The 17,355-nt window shown below is 61.1% G+C and carries 19 protein-coding genes; all 19 read right to left on the bottom strand.

Features of this window, described 5'->3' with window-relative positions; all coding sequences use genetic code 11:
* Entirely contained in the window at positions 1 to 723 is a 723-nt protein-coding gene (locus tag GRI34_RS04335) for a biotin--[acetyl-CoA-carboxylase] ligase (protein ID WP_160594888.1), read from the bottom strand.
* A complete protein-coding gene (nuoN, locus tag GRI34_RS04330; protein WP_160594887.1) occupies positions 720 to 2,174 on the bottom strand; it encodes an NADH-quinone oxidoreductase subunit NuoN in 1,455 nt (484 codons plus the stop codon). Before nuoN ends, GRI34_RS04335 begins: the two co-directional genes overlap by 4 nt.
* On the bottom strand, positions 2,174 to 3,718 hold the full coding sequence (locus tag GRI34_RS04325; RefSeq protein WP_160594886.1) for an NADH-quinone oxidoreductase subunit M: 1,545 nt from the start codon (positions 3,716 to 3,718) through the stop codon (positions 2,174 to 2,176). The genes nuoN and GRI34_RS04325 overlap by 1 nt, the downstream gene beginning before the upstream one ends.
* Complete coding sequence (gene nuoL, locus GRI34_RS04320; protein WP_160594885.1) at positions 3,718 to 5,709, bottom strand: NADH-quinone oxidoreductase subunit L; 1,992 nt, start codon at positions 5,707 to 5,709, stop codon at positions 3,718 to 3,720. Before nuoL ends, GRI34_RS04325 begins: the two co-directional genes overlap by 1 nt.
* A gap of 6 nt (positions 5,710 to 5,715) precedes the next feature.
* Complete coding sequence (gene nuoK / locus GRI34_RS04315; RefSeq protein ID WP_090479321.1) at positions 5,716 to 6,021, bottom strand: NADH-quinone oxidoreductase subunit NuoK; 306 nt, start codon at positions 6,019 to 6,021, stop codon at positions 5,716 to 5,718.
* Positions 6,018 to 6,638 carry an NADH-quinone oxidoreductase subunit J gene (locus GRI34_RS04310; RefSeq protein ID WP_090479324.1) on the bottom strand — a complete coding sequence of 207 codons (621 nt, stop codon included), beginning with the start codon at positions 6,636 to 6,638 and terminating at the stop codon, positions 6,018 to 6,020. The genes nuoK and GRI34_RS04310 overlap by 4 nt, the downstream gene beginning before the upstream one ends.
* A gap of 27 nt (positions 6,639 to 6,665) precedes the next feature.
* A complete protein-coding gene (gene nuoI / locus GRI34_RS04305) occupies positions 6,666 to 7,151 on the bottom strand; it encodes an NADH-quinone oxidoreductase subunit NuoI (RefSeq protein WP_090479327.1) in 486 nt (161 codons plus the stop codon).
* On the bottom strand, positions 7,148 to 8,209 hold the full coding sequence (nuoH, locus tag GRI34_RS04300) for an NADH-quinone oxidoreductase subunit NuoH (protein ID WP_090479330.1): 1,062 nt from the start codon (positions 8,207 to 8,209) through the stop codon (positions 7,148 to 7,150). The genes nuoI and nuoH overlap by 4 nt, the downstream gene beginning before the upstream one ends.
* Complete coding sequence (locus tag GRI34_RS04295) at positions 8,206 to 8,397, bottom strand: hypothetical protein (protein ID WP_160594884.1); 192 nt, start codon at positions 8,395 to 8,397, stop codon at positions 8,206 to 8,208. The genes nuoH and GRI34_RS04295 overlap by 4 nt, the downstream gene beginning before the upstream one ends.
* Positions 8,394 to 10,382: an NADH-quinone oxidoreductase subunit NuoG gene (gene nuoG, locus GRI34_RS04290; RefSeq protein ID WP_160594883.1), complete on the bottom strand. Its 1,989-nt coding sequence runs from the start codon at positions 10,380 to 10,382 to the stop codon at positions 8,394 to 8,396. Before nuoG ends, GRI34_RS04295 begins: the two co-directional genes overlap by 4 nt.
* Entirely contained in the window at positions 10,382 to 11,674 is a 1,293-nt protein-coding gene (gene nuoF, locus GRI34_RS04285) for an NADH-quinone oxidoreductase subunit NuoF (protein ID WP_160594882.1), read from the bottom strand. Before nuoF ends, nuoG begins: the two co-directional genes overlap by 1 nt.
* Positions 11,674 to 11,817, bottom strand: a complete 144-nt coding sequence (locus tag GRI34_RS13185) for a hypothetical protein (protein WP_177201835.1) — start codon at positions 11,815 to 11,817, stop codon at positions 11,674 to 11,676. The genes nuoF and GRI34_RS13185 overlap by 1 nt, the downstream gene beginning before the upstream one ends.
* The gene (locus GRI34_RS04280) at positions 11,814 to 12,485 is read right to left on the bottom strand and encodes a complex I 24 kDa subunit family protein (protein ID WP_160594881.1); all 672 of its coding nucleotides are present in this window, start codon (positions 12,483 to 12,485) and stop codon (positions 11,814 to 11,816) included. The genes GRI34_RS13185 and GRI34_RS04280 overlap by 4 nt, the downstream gene beginning before the upstream one ends.
* Positions 12,485 to 13,702 (bottom strand): NADH-quinone oxidoreductase subunit D, encoded by a 1,218-nt coding sequence (locus GRI34_RS04275; protein WP_160594880.1) that lies wholly within the window; start codon positions 13,700 to 13,702, stop codon positions 12,485 to 12,487. Before GRI34_RS04275 ends, GRI34_RS04280 begins: the two co-directional genes overlap by 1 nt.
* Positions 13,699 to 14,229: a hypothetical protein gene (locus GRI34_RS04270; protein WP_160594879.1), complete on the bottom strand. Its 531-nt coding sequence runs from the start codon at positions 14,227 to 14,229 to the stop codon at positions 13,699 to 13,701. Before GRI34_RS04270 ends, GRI34_RS04275 begins: the two co-directional genes overlap by 4 nt.
* Entirely contained in the window at positions 14,229 to 15,077 is an 849-nt protein-coding gene (locus GRI34_RS04265; protein WP_160594878.1) for an NADH-quinone oxidoreductase subunit C, read from the bottom strand. Before GRI34_RS04265 ends, GRI34_RS04270 begins: the two co-directional genes overlap by 1 nt.
* A gap of 10 nt (positions 15,078 to 15,087) precedes the next feature.
* Positions 15,088 to 15,654, bottom strand: coding sequence for a NuoB/complex I 20 kDa subunit family protein (locus GRI34_RS04260; protein ID WP_245755806.1), 567 nt, complete (start codon positions 15,652 to 15,654; stop codon positions 15,088 to 15,090).
* A gap of 13 nt (positions 15,655 to 15,667) precedes the next feature.
* Positions 15,668 to 16,042 carry an NADH-quinone oxidoreductase subunit A gene (gene ndhC / locus GRI34_RS04255; RefSeq protein WP_160594877.1) on the bottom strand — a complete coding sequence of 125 codons (375 nt, stop codon included), beginning with the start codon at positions 16,040 to 16,042 and terminating at the stop codon, positions 15,668 to 15,670.
* A 118-nt stretch (positions 16,043 to 16,160) separates the two neighbouring features.
* Positions 16,161 to 17,354, bottom strand: a complete 1,194-nt coding sequence (locus tag GRI34_RS04250) for an SMP-30/gluconolactonase/LRE family protein (RefSeq protein ID WP_234028144.1) — start codon at positions 17,352 to 17,354, stop codon at positions 16,161 to 16,163.
* Between the last annotated feature and the right edge of the window lies 1 nt (position 17,355).

Below are 17,355 nucleotides of genomic sequence, written 5' to 3'. Positions count from 1 at the left end.
TCAGCCCTCCTCTCGTGCCAACATCACGTCACCAGCATGGATGACCTTCACTTCGCCATCAGGCAACCGCAATTGCAATGCCCCGCTGTCGTCCAATCCGGCGAAAGCACCCAGCAATACATCTTCACCCGGTGGCTGGACGCGAAGCTCCGTCCCCAGGGCGTGCGCCGCGAGTTCCCAGCGCCGGATCATGGGTGGCAGGCCGAAGGTCCGCCAGCGCTCGAGTTCGGTATCCAGCTGCCGGGCGAGCGAAGTCGCGAACTGGTTACGATCGGGAGCTGGTCCCAGGGCCGACAGGGCAATGGTCTCACGGTCTGGAAGGTCGGGCGCCTTGCCGAGGTTCACACCGATGCCGACGACGATAGCATCACCCTCTCGCTCCAAAAGGATCCCGGCAAGCTTGGCGCCTCGCAGGAGCAGGTCATTGGGCCATTTGAGTGCCAGAGCGCCCGGTTCGCTGACCATCGCGACTACGGTTTCATAGACCGCCAGTCCGGCAACAAGTGCAAGGCTCGCCGGAGGAGGATCGCTCGCACGTACCTCTACGATGGTAGAGCCCATGAAATTGCCCGCACCGTCGAACCATGTGCGACCCTGCCGGCCCTTCCCCGTCAGCTGGCGGTCGGCTACCAGCCAATTGCCTTCACTGACGCGCTCGCCCTGACGAACGCGCTCCAGCAGATCCGCGTTGGTCGACCCGGTTTCGGCTAGGTACTCGATCAAGCTGCGAAGAACAGCGCCTGGGACGCAGCGTCAGCTACCGATCCCAGCCACGGGGTAAGCAGATATCCGAGTGGGGAAATGACAAGGACACACAGGCCGAGGACAACCCAGTGCGATACCGGTGCCTTTGCAGGTTCTGCACCCTTGGGTTCGTCGAAGAACATCACCTTGACGAACTTGATGTAATAGAATGCGCCGATAACGCTGGCGGCGATACCGATGGCAGCCAGTGCGATCATGTCGGCCCGCACCGCGGCCTGGAAGACCACGAACTTGCCCCAGAACCCGAACAGCGGCGGAATACCCGCAAGGCTGAACATGAGAGCGAGCAGGCACCATGCGAGCGCCGGACTGCTGGTCGAAAGGCCGGAGATATCGTCGAATGTTGCAAGCGCCTCGCCCTTCTCGGTCCGCAGCATGAGCAGGGCAACGAAGCTGCCGATGGTCATGAACACATAGATCGAAAGGTAGATGAGCACGCCGGAAATCCCGGCCGGTGTCGCCGCTGCAAGGCCGATAAGGATGAAGCCGACATTGTTGATCGACGAATAGGCCAGCAAGCGCTTGAGATTCTGCTGCCCGATGGCGCCAAGTGCACCCACAACGATCGAAGCGAGGGCCGCGAAGATGACAATCTGCTGCCACGCTTCCGCCTGACCGCCAAACGGGACGGCGGCCATGCGTACAAGCATGGCGACCGCAGCGACCTTGGGAGCGCTGGCGAAGAATGCGGTGACCGGTGTCGGTGCGCCTTCGTAAACGTCCGGCGTCCACATGTGGAACGGAACTGCCGCGACCTTGAAGGCAAGGCCGGCGAGTACGAACACGACGCCGAAAAGCGCGCCGGTCGAGAAGTCCGCATCGAATGCAGCCCTGACGCCGTCATAGCTTGTCGTGCCGGAGAAACCGTAGACGAGGCTGACGCCGTAAAGGATGATACCCGAGGCGAGACCACCAAGGATGAAGTACTTCAGGCCGGCTTCGCTCGACTTGTCGTCACGCCGCGCGAAACTCGCGAGGACATAGGACGAGAGGCTAGAGAGCTCGAGACCGATATAAAGCGTCATCAGGTCGACCGCGGACACCATGATGCCCATGCCAACTGCATTGAACAGCATCAGTACGGCGAATTCACCGCGGAACTGGCCACGATCCTCGAAGTAGCGAGGTGCGACGATCAGGCAGGCGATGGTCGCAATGTAGACGAGCGATTTCGCGAAGATGCTGAAAGCATCGACTTCCAGCAGGCCACCGAATGCTGCAGCGCCTACGCCATCATTCGCGAGCGAGAGGTTGAAGATCAGGGCGCCGAAAAGTGCGGTAACCGCGGCGATCGTAATGGCGCGGGCTGAAGAACGCGTCGTCCAGGCGGTGGCGAGCAGGAGGACCAGGCCGGCAATCGACAGCCCGATTTCCGCACCGGTCAGGTAGAGCGAGTTCGCGTAGGACATCAGTGCTCTCCCTCCGATCCGTGCTCTGCGGCGATATAATTCGCAGCGTGTTCGTCAGGCGTGCCTACCGTCAGTGCGCTGTCATATTCGGGCGCGACGCTGGCAAGGCGGGCTTCAAGGGTGGCAATGTCCTGGCGCATCGGGGCGAGGAAACTTTCCGGATAGACGCCCATCCACAGCACGGCGGCGGCGATGGGTGCAAGCATGGCCCATTCGCGGGCATTGAGATCGGGCATGCGGGCAGCGTCGGCATTGACCTGCTCGCCGAATGCCACGCGGCGATAGAGATAGAGCATGTAAGCAGCGCCAAGGATGATGCCGGTGGTGCACACCAGCGTCACGAAAGTCGAAACCTTGTAGATGCCTGCAAGGGCGAGGAATTCGCCGACGAAGTTGCTGGTCCCCGGCAGGCCGATCGAGGCCATGGTGAACAGCAGGAAGAAGAGCGCGTACTTCGGCATGTTGATCGACAGGCCGCCATAACGAGCAATCTCACGCGTATGCAGGCGGTCGTAGATAACCCCAACACACAGGAACAGCGCGCCGGATACGAGGCCGTGGCCGAGCATAACCATCATCGCGCCCTCAAGACCCTGCACGTTGAATGCGAAGAGACCAACGGTCACGATCGCCATGTGGGCGACGGAGGAATAGGCGATGAGCTTCTTCATGTCCTCCTGCACCAGCGCGACCAGCGAGGTGTAAATCACGGCGACCATGGAGAGTGCAAAGACCAGCCACGCGAGATCCGCGCTGGCATCGGGGAACATCGGCAGGCTGAAACGGATGAAGCCGTAGCCACCGAGTTTCAACAAGACGCCAGCCAGGATGACCGAACCCGCCGTCGGTGCCTGGACGTGGGCATCGGGAAGCCATGTGTGGACCGGCCACATCGGCATTTTCACTGCGAAACTCGCGAAGAACGCCAGCCACAACCACAGCTGCGCATCGACCGGGAAGTCGTACTGCATCAACGTGGGAATGTCGGTCGTGCCCGCCTCGTTCACCATCCAAAGCATGGCGATCAGCATCAGCACCGAACCGAGCAGTGTATAAAGGAAGAACTTATACGACGCGTAGATGCGGTTATCGCCGCCCCAGACACCGATGATCAGGTACATCGGGATCAGGCCGGCCTCGAAGAAGATGTAGAACAGGAACAGGTCCTGCGCCGCGAACACGCCGATCATCAACACTTCCATAAGCAGGAAGGCCGCCATGTATTCGCCCACGCGCTTGGTGATCGAATCCCAGCTGGCAAGGATGCAGATCGGCATCAGGAATACCGACAGCATGATCAGCATCAGCGCGATGCCGTCGATGCCGAGGGCATAGCTGAACCCGGCGAACAATTCGGCGCGTTCGACGAACTGCCACTGTGCGCCGCCGATCTCGTAATTGATCCACAGCAGGATGCCGAGCGCGAGATTGAACAGCGTCGCGAACAGCGCGACCATCCGCGCGCTGCCGGCATTCAGGAACAGGCAGGCGATGGCCGCAACCAGCGGCACGGCGAGCATGAGCGAGAGGATGGGGAACTCCATCAGAACAGCACCCAGGTGACGGCGGCAACAAGTCCGAGGAGCATCACCAGCGCATAGCTATACAAATATCCGGTCTGGAACTTCTTGGCGCCTACGGCACCCTTCTCGACGACCCAGGCCACGCCATTGGGGCCGAAGCGGTCGATCGTACCGATGTCGCCCAGCTTCCAGAATTGGCGGCCCAGCCAGAAGGCCGGCACGACGAAGAGGTAGTGATAGAGTTCGTCGAAATACCACTTGTTGTAGAGGAAGCGGTAGATCGGACCGAGTTGCTCGACTGCCTTGCCGGGGATCGAGGTATCCTTGATGTAGGCAAGCCAGGCGACGAACAGGCCGATCAGCATGACGATCAGGGCGGCATACTTCACCGCGTAAGGCACCGCATGCATCGCATGGATCAGCGCTTCATTGTAGAAGATCGAACCACCCCAGAACGCTGCGCTGTCGAGGAATGCAGGCGCAAACACCTGACCAGCGAAGATTGCGCCGAGCGAAAGGACCCCAAGCGGGATCAGCATCGAAATGGGGCTCTCATGCGGATGATAGCCACCGGTCGTGTCCTCGCCCGCTTCTTCGGGCGTCTTGTGGACCGAGTGCTGGATATGCTCGCTCTCGATCCAGCGCGGCTTGCCCCAGAACGTGAGGAACATCAGGCGCCAGCTGTAGAAGCTGGTGAGCAGTGCTGCGAACACGCCCATCCAGAACGCGAAGTTGCCGAGCTCGGTGCCGCGCGCGAAAGCGACCTCGATGATGGCATCCTTCGACCAGAAGCCTGCGAAACCAACGCCAAGGTGATAGATGCCGAGGCCGGTAATCGCGAGCGTGCCCATCATCATGGCCCAGAAGGTGAGCGGAATGTGCTTACGCAGATTGCCGTAATACCGCATGTCCTGCTCGTGGTGCATCGCGTGGATGACCGAGCCTGCACCGAGGAACAGCAGTGCCTTGAAGAAAGCGTGCGTGAACAGGTGGAACATGGCCGCGCCATAGGCGCCCACGCCTGCGGCAAAGAACATGTAGCCAAGCTGCGAACAGGTCGAATAGGCGATGACGCGCTTGATGTCCCACTGCGTCGTGCCGACGGTCGCCGCGAAGATACACGTAGCAGCACCGACAAAGGTCACCATTGCGAGCGCGATCGGCGCGGTCTCGAACATCGGCGACAGGCGGCAGACCATGAAGACGCCGGCGGTGACCATGGTGGCGGCGTGGATCAGCGCGGAAACGGGCGTCGGGCCTTCCATTGCATCCGGAAGCCACGTGTGCAGGCCAAGCTGCGCCGACTTACCCATCGCACCGATGAATAGCAGGATGCACAGCACATCCATGGTATGGACGCGAAGGCCCAGGAAGCCGATCGTCGCACCGCTCATGCCGGGCGCCGCTTCGAGGATTTCGGGGATCGACACCGTGCCGAATACCCAGAAGGTGCCGAAGATGCCCATCATGAAGCCGAGATCGCCGACCCGGTTGACCACGAAAGCCTTGATAGCGGCGGCATTCGCGCTCGGCTTCTTGAACCAGAAACCGATCAGCAGGTAGCTGGCGAGGCCCACCCCTTCCCAACCGAAGAACATCTGGACGAGGTTGTCGGCGGTCACCAGCATCAGCATGGCGAAGGTAAACAGCGAAAGGTAGGCGAAAAACCGCGGCTGGTCCGGGTCTTCGTCCATGTAACCCCAGCTATAGAGGTGTACGAGCGCCGACACAGTCGTGATGACCACAAGCATGACGGCAGTGAGCGTATCTACGCGTAGCGCCCAGTCGAAACTCAGCGTACCCGACTGGATCCACGTGAGGACCGGGACGACGGTGGCTTCGGCATTACCCGACCAGAACGAAAGAAAGATCGGCCAGCTAAGGGCGCAGGAGACAAACAGGCCGCCGGTGGTGATGCTCTTCGCGAATACACTGGGCGCGCTCTTGTTGACCAGTCCCGCGACAATCGACGCGAGAAGCGGCAGGAATACGATGACGAGGATCGATTGCACGGTTGCTTACCCCTTCATCCGGTTCGCATCGTCGACCGCAATCGTGCCGCGGCCACGGAAGTAGATCATCAGGATCGCCAGACCGATGGCGGCTTCGGCAGCAGCAACGGTCAGGATGAACATGGCGAAGACCTGCCCGACCAGATCGCCCAGGAAGGCACTGAACGCGACCATATTGATGTTCACTGCGAGCAGGATCAGTTCGATCGCCATCAGGATGACGATGATGTTCTTGCGATTGAGGAAAATCCCCAGGACGCCGAGCACGAACAGGATCGTGCTGACGACGACATAGTGTTCGATGCCAATCACAGCTCGACTCCCTTGCCCACTTCGGGCTGTTTCATGACGGTTGCCTCGTCGGGATTGCGGCGGACCTGCTTGCCGATGTCCTGCTGACCGCGCTTCGACTTGGAAGGACGGTGGGTGAGGACGATCGCGCCGATCATCGCGACGAGCAGGATGATGCCGGCGATCTCGAACAGGAATACATATTTGCTGTAGAGCAGCGCACCGATAGCCGCCGTATTGCTTTCGGCCACGACCGATGCATCGCCTGCAGGCGGCGTACCGAGGTTGATCGCGCCGACGTTATAAGCGCCGATGCCCAGCACCAGCTCTGCGAGCAGGATCAGGGCCACGACAATCCCCAGCGGGAAATTGCGGATGAAGCCCGCGCGCATGGCCGCGACATCGATATCGAGCATCATGACCACGAACAGGAACAGTACGGCGACTGCACCGACGTAGACGATGACCAGCAGCATCGCGATGAACTCTGCACCGACCAGCACCATGAGGCCGGCCGCGTTGAAGAAGGCGAGGATGAGCCACAGGACGGAATGCACCGGATTGCGGGCCGTGATAACCATCACGGCCGATGCAATCATGATGATCGCGAACATGTAAAAGGCGATAGTCTGGATCATGTTGCCCCGGTTACGGTTGCGGCGCGGTTAGCGATAGGGTGCGTCGGCTTCAAGGTTCGCGGCGATGGCCCGCTCCCACTTGTCACCATTCGCGAGCAGCTTGGCCTTGTCGTAAAGCAGCTCCTCGCGGGTTTCGGTTGCATATTCGAAGTTCGGACCCTCGACGACGGCATCGACCGGGCAGGCTTCCTGGCAGAAGCCGCAGTAGATGCACTTGGTCATGTCGATGTCATAGCGCGTGGTACGACGGCTGCCGTCTTCGCGCGGTTCGGCCTCGATCGTGATAGCCTGCGCCGGGCAGACAGCTTCGCACAGCTTGCAGGCGATGCAGCGCTCTTCGCCGTTGGGATAGCGGCGCAGGGCATGCTCGCCGCGGAAACGCGGGCTCAGCGGGTTCTTCTCAAACGGATAGTTGATCGTGACCTTGGGCTTGAAGAAGTACTTCAGCGTGAGGGCGTGCGCCTTCACGAATTCCCACAAGGTGAACGACTTGATCAGATGGGCGACGCTCATGCGGCGGCTCCGAAGTGACCGGTCGCCATCAGGTAACCGGAAATGACGAGGACGAAAACGAGGCTCAGCGGCAGAAACACCTTCCAGCCCAAACGCATCAGCTGGTCGTAGCGATAGCGCGGGACGGTCGCCATGACCCAGCTGAACATGAAGAAGAAGAAGAACGCCTTCAGCAGCAGCCAGACGATGCCCGGGATGTCGAACCAGGGGATGAGGTCGATATCGAGCGGCGGCAGCCAGCCACCGAAGAACAGCAGCGCGTTGAGAATGCACATCAGCAGGATGTTCGCATACTCACCGAGCCAGAAGAGCGCGAAGCTCATCGAGCTGTATTCGGTCTGATAACCGGCGACGAGTTCCGATTCCGCCTCGGTAAGGTCGAACGGGACACGCTGCGTTTCCGCGAGGCAGGAGATGAAAAACATCACCCAGATCGGGAAGATCAGCGGGTGGACGACATAGGCGTTCACGATGCCGAGGCCGAAGCCTTCCTGCGCCCGCACGATGTCGTTGAGGTTGAAGGTGCCTGCGAACAGGACGACGCAAACGAGGATGAAGCCGATCGAGACTTCATAGCTGATCATCTGTGCCGAAGCGCGCATCGCCGAGAAGAAAGGATATTTCGAGTTCGAAGCCCAGCCCGCCATGATGATGCCGTAGACCGACAGCGAACTCACCGCGAGGATGTAGAGCAGTCCGACATTGATATCGGCCAGCACCATGCCCGCATCGAAGGGAATGACTGCCCATGCTGCCAGCGCGACGGTGAAAGTCACGATAGGCGCGAGCAGGAAGATGCCTTTGTTCGCCGCGCTCGGAATGATGGTTTCCTGGAGGAAAACCTTCAGACCGTCGGCAAAGCTCTGCAGCAGGCCGAAGGGCCCGACCACATTGGGGCCGCGGCGCAGGTTGATCGCAGCCCAGACCTTGCGGTCGACGTAGATGATCATGGCGACTGCCAGCATCAGCGGCAGCGCGATGAGCAGGATGCCGGCGACGGTGGCAACGCCCCACGCCCATTCATAGCTCATGCCGAGGGATTGGAAGAACTCGGTCATTTGCGACCTTCCATGTGAATATCGAACCGCACAAGAGCGGCGGCAGCGACCAGCAACCAGCTGCCGTAAAAGACATTATCGATTACCGGACCGCCGGAAGCGATCGTCGCCGCAACAGCAGCAACGAAGAACAGGATCAGGAAGTGCGGCGTGAAACGCGCCACCACGCGGGTGAGAGGATCGCTCATTCCGCCGCCTCCGCAAGCTCGCCGCCATGCAGGAGTTCGCTGGAGCAGCGCTGCATCACTTCGCTGGCACGCGCAATGGGGTTGGTGAGGTAGAAATCCTTGATCGGATAGGCACTCATCGTGCCTTCCGCCTTCGCCGTGGCGTCGGCCTTGGGAAGCGCACCATAATCGGCCAGGCCTTCTTCACCGAGAGCCGGGACTTCGGCGATCATCGCGGACTGCAGCTGAGCGAAATTGTCGAAACCGACTTCCACCTTGAGGGCATCGGCAAGCGCGCGCAGGATCGTCCAGTCCTCGCGTGCGTCACCCGGTGCGAATACGGCCTTCTCGGCGAACTGCACCCGGCCTTCGGTATTGACGTAGGTCCCGTCCTTTTCGGCATAGCTAGCTGCCGGAAGGATGATGTCGGCCGAATGCGCGCCCTTGTCGCCATGGTGGCCGATGTAGACCTTCAGCGTATCGGCGAACGGCTCGTAGTCCATTTCGTCAGCGCCGAGGCTGATGAGGACCTTGGGCTTGGCTTTGACGATGTCCGCCATGCCGCCCTTCTGTGCGAAGCCGAGCATCAGGCCGCCCATGCGCGCGGCGGAGAAATGCAGGACATTGAAGTCCGCACCCCAATCGCTGGCGAGCGCCATTGCCTTGCCATGCGCACTCTTGAGCGCACCGCCGCCGACGATGACTGCGCCGCGGTCGGCATTCTTGAATGCGTCCGCGACTTCCTTGGGCAGCTTGTTGAGGACGCCAAGGTCTTCACCAAGGAATTCAGCAGGATAGGTCGTGTCCCAGTAAGGTCCGACGACGTAAACCTTCGCGCCGCGCTTCACGGCCTTGCGAATGCGCACGTTGACCAGCGGCGCTTCCCAGCGGATGTGGCTGCCGACGATCAGGATCGCGCCAGCGTGTTCGAGACCCTCGAAGGTCGAGTTGAAGTTGACCGCGGCCAGGTTCGACACGTCGTAATCCATGCCGGTCTGACGGCCTTCGATCAGCTTCGAACCGCATGCCTTGAGCAGCGACTTGGCGGCGAACATCGTTTCGCAATCAACCATGTCACCGGCCACGGCGGCAATGGCCTTACCCGGCTTGGCCTTGGCGATGGCCTTGAAAGCCTCGTCCCAGGTCGCAGGCTGCAACTTGCCACGCTTGCGCATGAAGACCTTGTCGAGGCGGCGCTTGGACAGGCCGTCGACCATGTAGCGGCCCTTGTCCGACAGCCATTCCTCATTGACCGCATCGTTGACGCGCGGAAGCGCACGCATGACTTCGCGGCCACGGCTGTCGAGGCGGATATTCGCGCCGACCGCATCGGAAACGTCGATGCTGAGCGTTTTCTTGAGCTCCCACGGACGCGCTTCGAACGCATAGGGGCGCGAAGTGAGCGCGCCGACCGGGCAGAGGTCGATCACATTGGCGGACAGCTCATGCTCGGCTGCCTGCTCAAGGTAGGTCGTGATCTGCATGTCCTCGCCGCGACCGACAGCGCCGATTTCGTCCACGCCGGCGATCTCCTCGCTGAAGCGCACGCAGCGGGTGCAGTGGATGCAGCGGGTCATGACCGTCTTGATCAGCGGGCCCATGTATTTTTCTGTGACGGCGCGCTTGTTTTCCTCATAGCGCGTCGCGCCGCGGCCGTAAGCGACCGACTGGTCCTGCAGGTCGCATTCGCCACCCTGGTCGCAGATCGGGCAGTCGAGCGGGTGGTTGATGAGGAGGAATTCCATCACGCCTTCGCGCGCGGTCTTCACCATCTCGCTATCAGTGCGGATTTCCTGGCCTTCGGTGGCCGGGAGCGCACAACTCGCCTGCGGCTTGGGCGGCCCGGGCTTCACTTCGACGAGACACATGCGGCAGTTGCCGGCAATGCTCAGCCGCTCGTGATAGCAGAACCGCGGGATTTCCTTGCCCGCAAGCTCGCACGCCTGAAGGACGGTTGCGCCTTCTGGGACTTCGAGTTCCTGTCCGTCTACTGTGACCTTGGGCATTATTCAGCTGCCTCGGCAAACTTTGCGTTGTGTTCTTCGATCCGGCGCTCGAGCTCGGGGCGGAAGTGGCGGATGAGGCCCTGGATCGGCCATGCGGCCGCGTCACCTAGCGCGCAGATGGTGTGGCCTTCGACCTGCTTGGTGACTTGCTGCAGCATATCGATTTCCTCGATGGCTGCATCGCCGGTGCGCAGGCGTTCCATCATGCGCCACATCCAGCCCGTGCCTTCGCGGCAAGGTGTGCACTGGCCGCAGCTCTCGTGCTTGTAGAAATAGCTTAAGCGGGAAATCGCGCGGACGATGTCGGTCGACTTGTCCATCACGATGACGCCGGCCGTACCGAGGCCCGAGCCGAGGTCCTTGAGGCCGTCGAAATCCATCGGCGCGTCCCAGATCTGCTCTGCCGGGACCAGCGGAACCGACGAACCACCGGGGATCACGGCGAGGAGGTTGTCCTTGCCGCCGATGATGCCGCCGCAATGTTTCTCGATCAGCTCGCTGAACGGGATGCTGAGCGCTTCCTCGACGACGCAGGGCTTGTTCACATGGCCGCTGATCTGGAAGAGCTTGGTGCCCTTGTTGTTCTCGCGGCCGAAGCTTGCAAACCAGCTCGCTCCGCGGCGCAGGATGGTCGGGACGACGGCAATCGATTCCACGTTGTTGACCGTGGTCGGACAACCATAGAGGCCCGCGCCTGCCGGGAACGGTGGCTTCAGGCGGGGCTGGCCCTTCTTGCCTTCGAGGCTTTCAATCATCGCGGTTTCTTCGCCGCAGATGTAGGCGCCTGCGCCCCGGTGCAGGAAGACATCGAAATCATAGCCCGATTTCGAGGCGTTCTTGCCGATCAGGCCAGCGTCATAGGCCTCGTCGATGGCGGCCTGCAGCGTCTCCGCCTCGCGGATATATTCACCGCGAATGTAGATATAGGCCGCCCTCGCCCGCATGGCGTAACCGGCGACCAGTGCGCCTTCGATCAGCTTGTGCGGATCGTGGCGAATGATCTCGCGGTCCTTGCAGGAACCGGGTTCGGATTCGTCGGCGTTGATGACGAGGAAGCTCGGACGGCCGTCCTTCGATTCCTTCGGCATGAACGACCATTTGAGGCCGGTGGGGAAGCCAGCACCACCGCGCCCGCGCAGACCGGAGGCCTTCACTTCCTCGATAATATTGTCATGCCCACGCGCAATCAGCGACTTGGTATCGTCCCAGTCGCCGCGCTGCTGTGCCGCCTTCAGGCCCCAGTCCTGGAAGCCGTAGAGGTTGGTAAAGATGCGATCCTTGTCGGCGAGCATCAGGCGAGACCTCCGAATACGAAAATGGCAGCCGCGATCAGGATCACGACCAGGGCGATCGTCTTCACGACGCCCTTGAAGACCTTCCAAGCGACCACGATCGCGACCAGCGCGAGGATGATGGTGAGCCAGTCGGCGCTCATGACCATTCACTCCGGTAATCGTGGTTTTCGTCGACCATCGCTTCGAGCGAGCTCAGCGCGTTGGCCGGTTCGCTGGTGTGACGGCCGGGTTCTTGCGTGCCAGCCTTGGGCTGTTCGCCCTTGGCCAGCGCGTCGAGGATGGTGTCGAGACGCTCGGGCGTGAGGTCTTCGTAATTGTCATCGTTGATCTGTACCATCGGCGCGGTGGCGCAATTGCCCATGCATTCGACTTCCGTGAGGGTCCAGAGACCGTCTTCCGAGACATGTCCCTTGCTCATACCGCGCTTCTTGCAGGTTTCGAACAATCCGTCCGAACCGCGCAGCATGCATGGCGTCGTGCCGCAGACCTGCACGTGGTACTTACCCACCGGCTTCATGTTGTACATGAAGTAGAAGCTGGCGACTTCGAGCACGCGGATGACCGGCATGTCGAGATAGTCGGCGACATATTCGATCACTGGCAGCGGCAGCCAGCCCTGAGTGTTCGTTTCTTCACCGACCTGGCGCTGGGCAAGGTCGAGCAGCGGCATCACGGCGGAACGCTGGCGCCCCTCGGGATAGCGCGCTATCGCCTTGTCCGCACGCTCGCGGTAGCTCTCGGTAAATTCGAAAGCACCCCAGCGCTCGCGCAGCTCGGGAGTATCGGGTGCGGGATTACGGTCAGCCATTAGCGGTCACACTCCCCGAACACGACGTCGATGGCGCCGAGGATGGCCGTGGCATCGGGCAGCATGTGGCCTTTGCTCATGAAATCCATTGCTTGCAGGTGGCTGAAGGCCGTCGGGCGGATCTTGCAGCGATAGGGTTTGTTCGAGCCGTCGCTGACGAGGTAGACGCCGAATTCGCCCTTGGGGCTTTCGGTGGCGACATAGACTTCGCCCGCGGGCACGTGGAAGCCCTCGGTGTAGAGCTTGAAGTGGTGGATCAGCGCTTCCATCGACTGCTTCATCTCGGCGCGCTTGGGCGGCGAAACCTTGCGGTCGCTGCTGGAGATGGGGCCGGTCGGCATATCGCGCAGGCACTGCTTGATGATCTTCGCGCTCTCGTAAACTTCCTTCACGCGCACCACGAAGCGATCGTAGCAGTCCGAATTGGTGCCGACGGGAATGTCGAACTCCATCCGGTCATAAACGTCATAGGGCTGCGACTTGCGGAGATCCCACGGGATACCGGCAGCACGGATCATCGGGCCGGAGAAGCCCCAGGCCAGCGCGTCTTCCTTGCTCACCACGGCGATATCGACGTTGCGCTGCTTGAAGATGCGGTTGTCGAGCACAAGGCTCATCGCATCGCCGAACAGTTCAGGCAGGCGCGTGTCGATCCATTCCCCGATGTCGACCAGCAGCTTTTCCGGCACGTCCTGGTGGACACCGCCCGGGCGCAGGTAAGCGTGGTGCATGCGCGCGCCGCTCATGCGCTCGAAGAAATTCATGCAATCTTCGCGCAGTTCGAACACCCACAGGTTCGGCGTCATCGCGCCGACGTCCATGACGTGCGCGCCGATGTTGAGCATGTGGTTGCAGATGCGGGTCAGCTCGGCGAACAGCACGCGGATGTACTGTGCACGCTCGGGCACCTCGACATTCAGCAGCTTCTCGATCGCGAGGACGTAGCTGTATTCCTGCGCCAGCGGCGAACAGTAGTCGAGCCGGTCGAAATACGGCAGCGCCTGCAGGTAGGTCTTGTGCTCGATCAGCTTTTCGGTGCCGCGGTGCAGCAGGCCGACGTGCGGATCGATGCGTTCGATGATCTCGCCGTCGAGCTCCATGACCATGCGCAGCACGCCGTGCGCAGCAGGGTGCTGGGGTCCGAAATTGATCGTGTAGTTCGTGATCGTCTCGTCGCCGGTGGTCGGCGATTCTTCGAGTTGGAAACCGGTACTCATGCGCAAATCCACTTGCCGGAGTAGGTGGCGGTGCTGCCGTCGGCAGCGCTTACGGTGAGGTTGGCGGCACGCGAAGCCGCATCGCCTGCCTGCGGTGCGACCTGGACGGTCACGCCCTCACCCGAAAATGTGGCTCCTGCCTTGAGCGAGTCGAGGCCACCGGGCCCCGTGTCGAGCAGCGTCAGACCGCCTCCAACACGGATCACGGCCTTGCCTGGCAAGGTCGGTTCCCTGAGCGCGCTCGCCATGACGAGTTCACGATTGCCGTCCATGAAGGTGCAACCGCCATCGCGCGGGCCCATGTCGACATTGGCGATATCGCGAAGCTGCTCGAGCTGGGTGACATTGACACCCGCCGGAGGGGCTTCCGCAGCGACATTCGGCGCATCGGCATCGACAGGCGCAGCAGCACCCTGCTCCCCGCCGTTGATACGGCTGGCGAAGTCATCCGCGCTTTCCTGAGGCGCGGGCTCGGAAGAGCACGCCGCGAGCGCGAGCGCAGTCAGAGGAAGGATAAGCGCGCGCATCAATTGGCGCCCTTCTTCGGCTTGGTGGCCTTCGCGGTATCGGTCGTCTTGCCGACCCGCTTCTTGCGCCCCGGCTGATCTTCTGTGGGCTCCGGCGGCGGAGCATCGGGTCCGCCGTCCTTTTCGGCTGGCGCATCGGCGCTGACTTTTTCAGCGGCTTTTTCGTCAGCCTTCGCACCGGCACCCGTCTGCTTGGGGCTTTCGGTGGTCTTCGGATCGTCGATCGGCGGCATATCCGCCTTTTCGTCGCCCGGAAGGACGTAATCCGCGCCTTCCCACGGGCTCATGAAGTCGAACTGGCGCAGGTCCTGTGCCAGCTTCACGGGTTCGTAGACCACGCGTTTTTCGTCTTCGGAATACCGCAGCTCGACATAGCCAGTGAGCGGGAAATCCTTGCGGAAGGGGTGACCTTCGAAACCGTAGTCGGTCAGGATGCGGCGCAGGTCGGTGTTCCCGTCGAACAGCACGCCGTACATGTCGAAAACTTCACGCTCGAGCCAGCCCGCATTGGGCCAGAGCGTCGTCACCGTCGGTACCGGCGTATCTTCCGATGCGCGGCACTTGACCATGATGCGATTGTTGGTGGTGACCGAAAGCAGCATGTAGACCACTTCGAACCGTTCATCGCGGCTCGGGTAGTCGACACCGGCGATTTCCATCAGCTGCTGGTATTCGAAATCGTCGCGCAGGGTGCGCAGCGCAGTTTCGATGCTGCCACGCTGGACATGGAAGAGCAGCTCGCCATGCTCTTCGTGTGCCTCGACGAGATGATCGCCAAGCGCTTTCGAGATCGTGTTCTTGAGGCCGTCGATTTGGGTGAACCGGGGCGCGGAATGAAGCGTTGCCATCTCTTCGCCCTTACCTCTCGATCGTGCCGACGCGGCGGATCTTACGCTGCAGCTGCATCACGCCGTAGAGCAGTGCCTCTGCCGTCGGAGGGCAACCAGGCACGTAGATGTCGACCGGCACGATGCGATCGCAGCCGCGAACGACGCTGTAGCTATAGTGATAGTAGCCGCCGCCATTGGCGCAGCTGCCCATTGAGATAACGTATTTCGGTTCCGACATCTGGTCGTAAACCTTGCGCAGCGCAGGAGCCATCTTGTTGCAGAGCGTGCCTGCGACGATCATCACGTCGGACTGACGGGGCGAAGCACGCGGAGCGACGCCAAAGCGCTCCATATCGTAACGCGGCATGTTCACGTGGATCATCTCGACCGCGCAGCAAGCGAGGCCGAAAGTCATCCACCACAGCGAACCCGTGCGCGCCCACTGGAACAGGTCCTCGGTACTGGTGACGAGGAAACCCTTGTCGTTCACTTCCGTCTGAAGCGCGTTGAAATAGTCCTGGTCGGGCTGGCGTACGTCCCCTGGCTGAGCCGTCGGCTGCAGCAGTGCGTCGCGTCCGTGCGGGCTGGAGGTCATTTGCTGGCTCATATCAGTCCCAATCCAGTGCGCCCATCTTCCATTCGTACGCGAGGCCGATCGCCAGAATGAGAAGGAAAATCACCATCGCAATCCAGCCCGTCCATCCGGTGATGTCGAGGCTGACAGCCCATGGAAAAAGGAACGAGGCTTCGAGGTCGAACAGCAGGAACGAGATCGCGACCAGATAGAAGCGAACGTCGAACTGGCTGCGGGCATCGTCGAATGCGGGAAATCCGCACTCATATTCGCTGAGCTTTTCCGCATCGGGAGCGTGAGCGCCGGTCAGGCGGGATACGCCCATCGGCAAGAACACGAAGGCAGTCGACAAGACGACTGCGATGAAGAGGAAGATCAGGATCGGTAGATATTGTTCGAGGTCGACCACGAATGATTCCTAAGCGGGGCTTGGTTCGGGCACGCCTCTAGGCCCCTCGCGTGACAGGTGCAAGGGTGCGAAAGGCGCAATTCCCGTAAGCATGGTTGCAGGAGACGCACAATCGACCTCAGTCGAGGGGCAATCTCCGTATCTGCGTCGGAACGAAGGGCTTGTCTTGCGCAGGCTGTCCGGCCACCCAACGGTCCCACTGCCCATTCCCGACATAATACAGGGCGTCCGGGCCAAGGTAACCGGAGAGAGGTTCGGTCCAGTCGCGGTGGGATAGCTCCAGATTGCGCTGGCTGACGACCGATTTCCCGTCGGGCGAGAGCTGGAACGCCACTATTCGCATGGGGCTGGTGCCGTTCTGTACGGCAATCAGCTCGTCACCGCGACGCCAAAGGCCATAGATCCCATCGAGCGGGAACGGGCCTTTCGCTGGGACCCGGTGAACGTCACCACTATCGAGATCGACAGCAGCAAGCCCATAGCGATAATCGCTCACGTAAAGCCCTTTTCCGTCGTTGCTCGTGACCAAGCCCTGTGGCGAGCGGAAGGTGCCGGGAGCAACGAGAATCTCGATGATTTCTGCACCTGGTAGAAGCCGGTAGATGCCGCCTCCTAGCGGATCGCTGGCGTAGATGGTGCCATCGGGCGAACGATGAAGATCAGAAAGGTTCGACCCTACTGGCGCAGGAAAGAAGCGCGGTGTGTCGCCCGGAAACCTTATCCCCACCAAGCCAGAGAAATAAGGCTGGCTGGCATCAGAACCATCGATCTTGCCCGATGCCGCCAACACCAGGGCGCGCCCGGGATCATAGACGATTCCGCTCAAATTGCCGGCGCCTTCGAGGGTATGGTCGCTCCAGTTGCCGCGCGGGCCCTTCCCCCACAAGTTTTTGCCAGACACGGAGCTGACAGCGATATTCCCGCCCTCCAAATCCATCAGGACGCTTTCAACCAGACCAGCAGCCGCAGGGACCATCGCCACAACCTTGCTTCGTTCCAACGGATCGGGATGCTCACGGAGAAGGTTGGTGGCTCGCTCCGCGAATTCCTCACCGACAAGCTTGGGGATCTGCGCCCGTGCAGTGGATGAGAAAACATACCCCCGCTCGTTCAGCCAGGATAATGTCCCTAGCAGATCCTCGTAGGCTTCAGCTTCAAGCTGTGCATTGAGCAATCTAAGGCGAACCGAAGTGCTGTCGGGAAACGACAATGCCAGGTTTTCGAGGCCTTGCAGGTCGCGAACCTGCCCGGTCTCGGAGTTCGCTCCTGCCCAGGCGAACTCCTCCGGAATGTCTGCGCCGACATCGGCCAAC

This window comes from Qipengyuania aquimaris, from assembly GCF_009827445.1.
Taxonomy (GTDB): Bacteria; Pseudomonadota; Alphaproteobacteria; order Sphingomonadales; family Sphingomonadaceae; genus Qipengyuania; species Qipengyuania aquimaris.
Note: the sequence above shows the minus strand (reverse complement) of the source record. Positions and strands in the feature narration are given on the sequence as shown.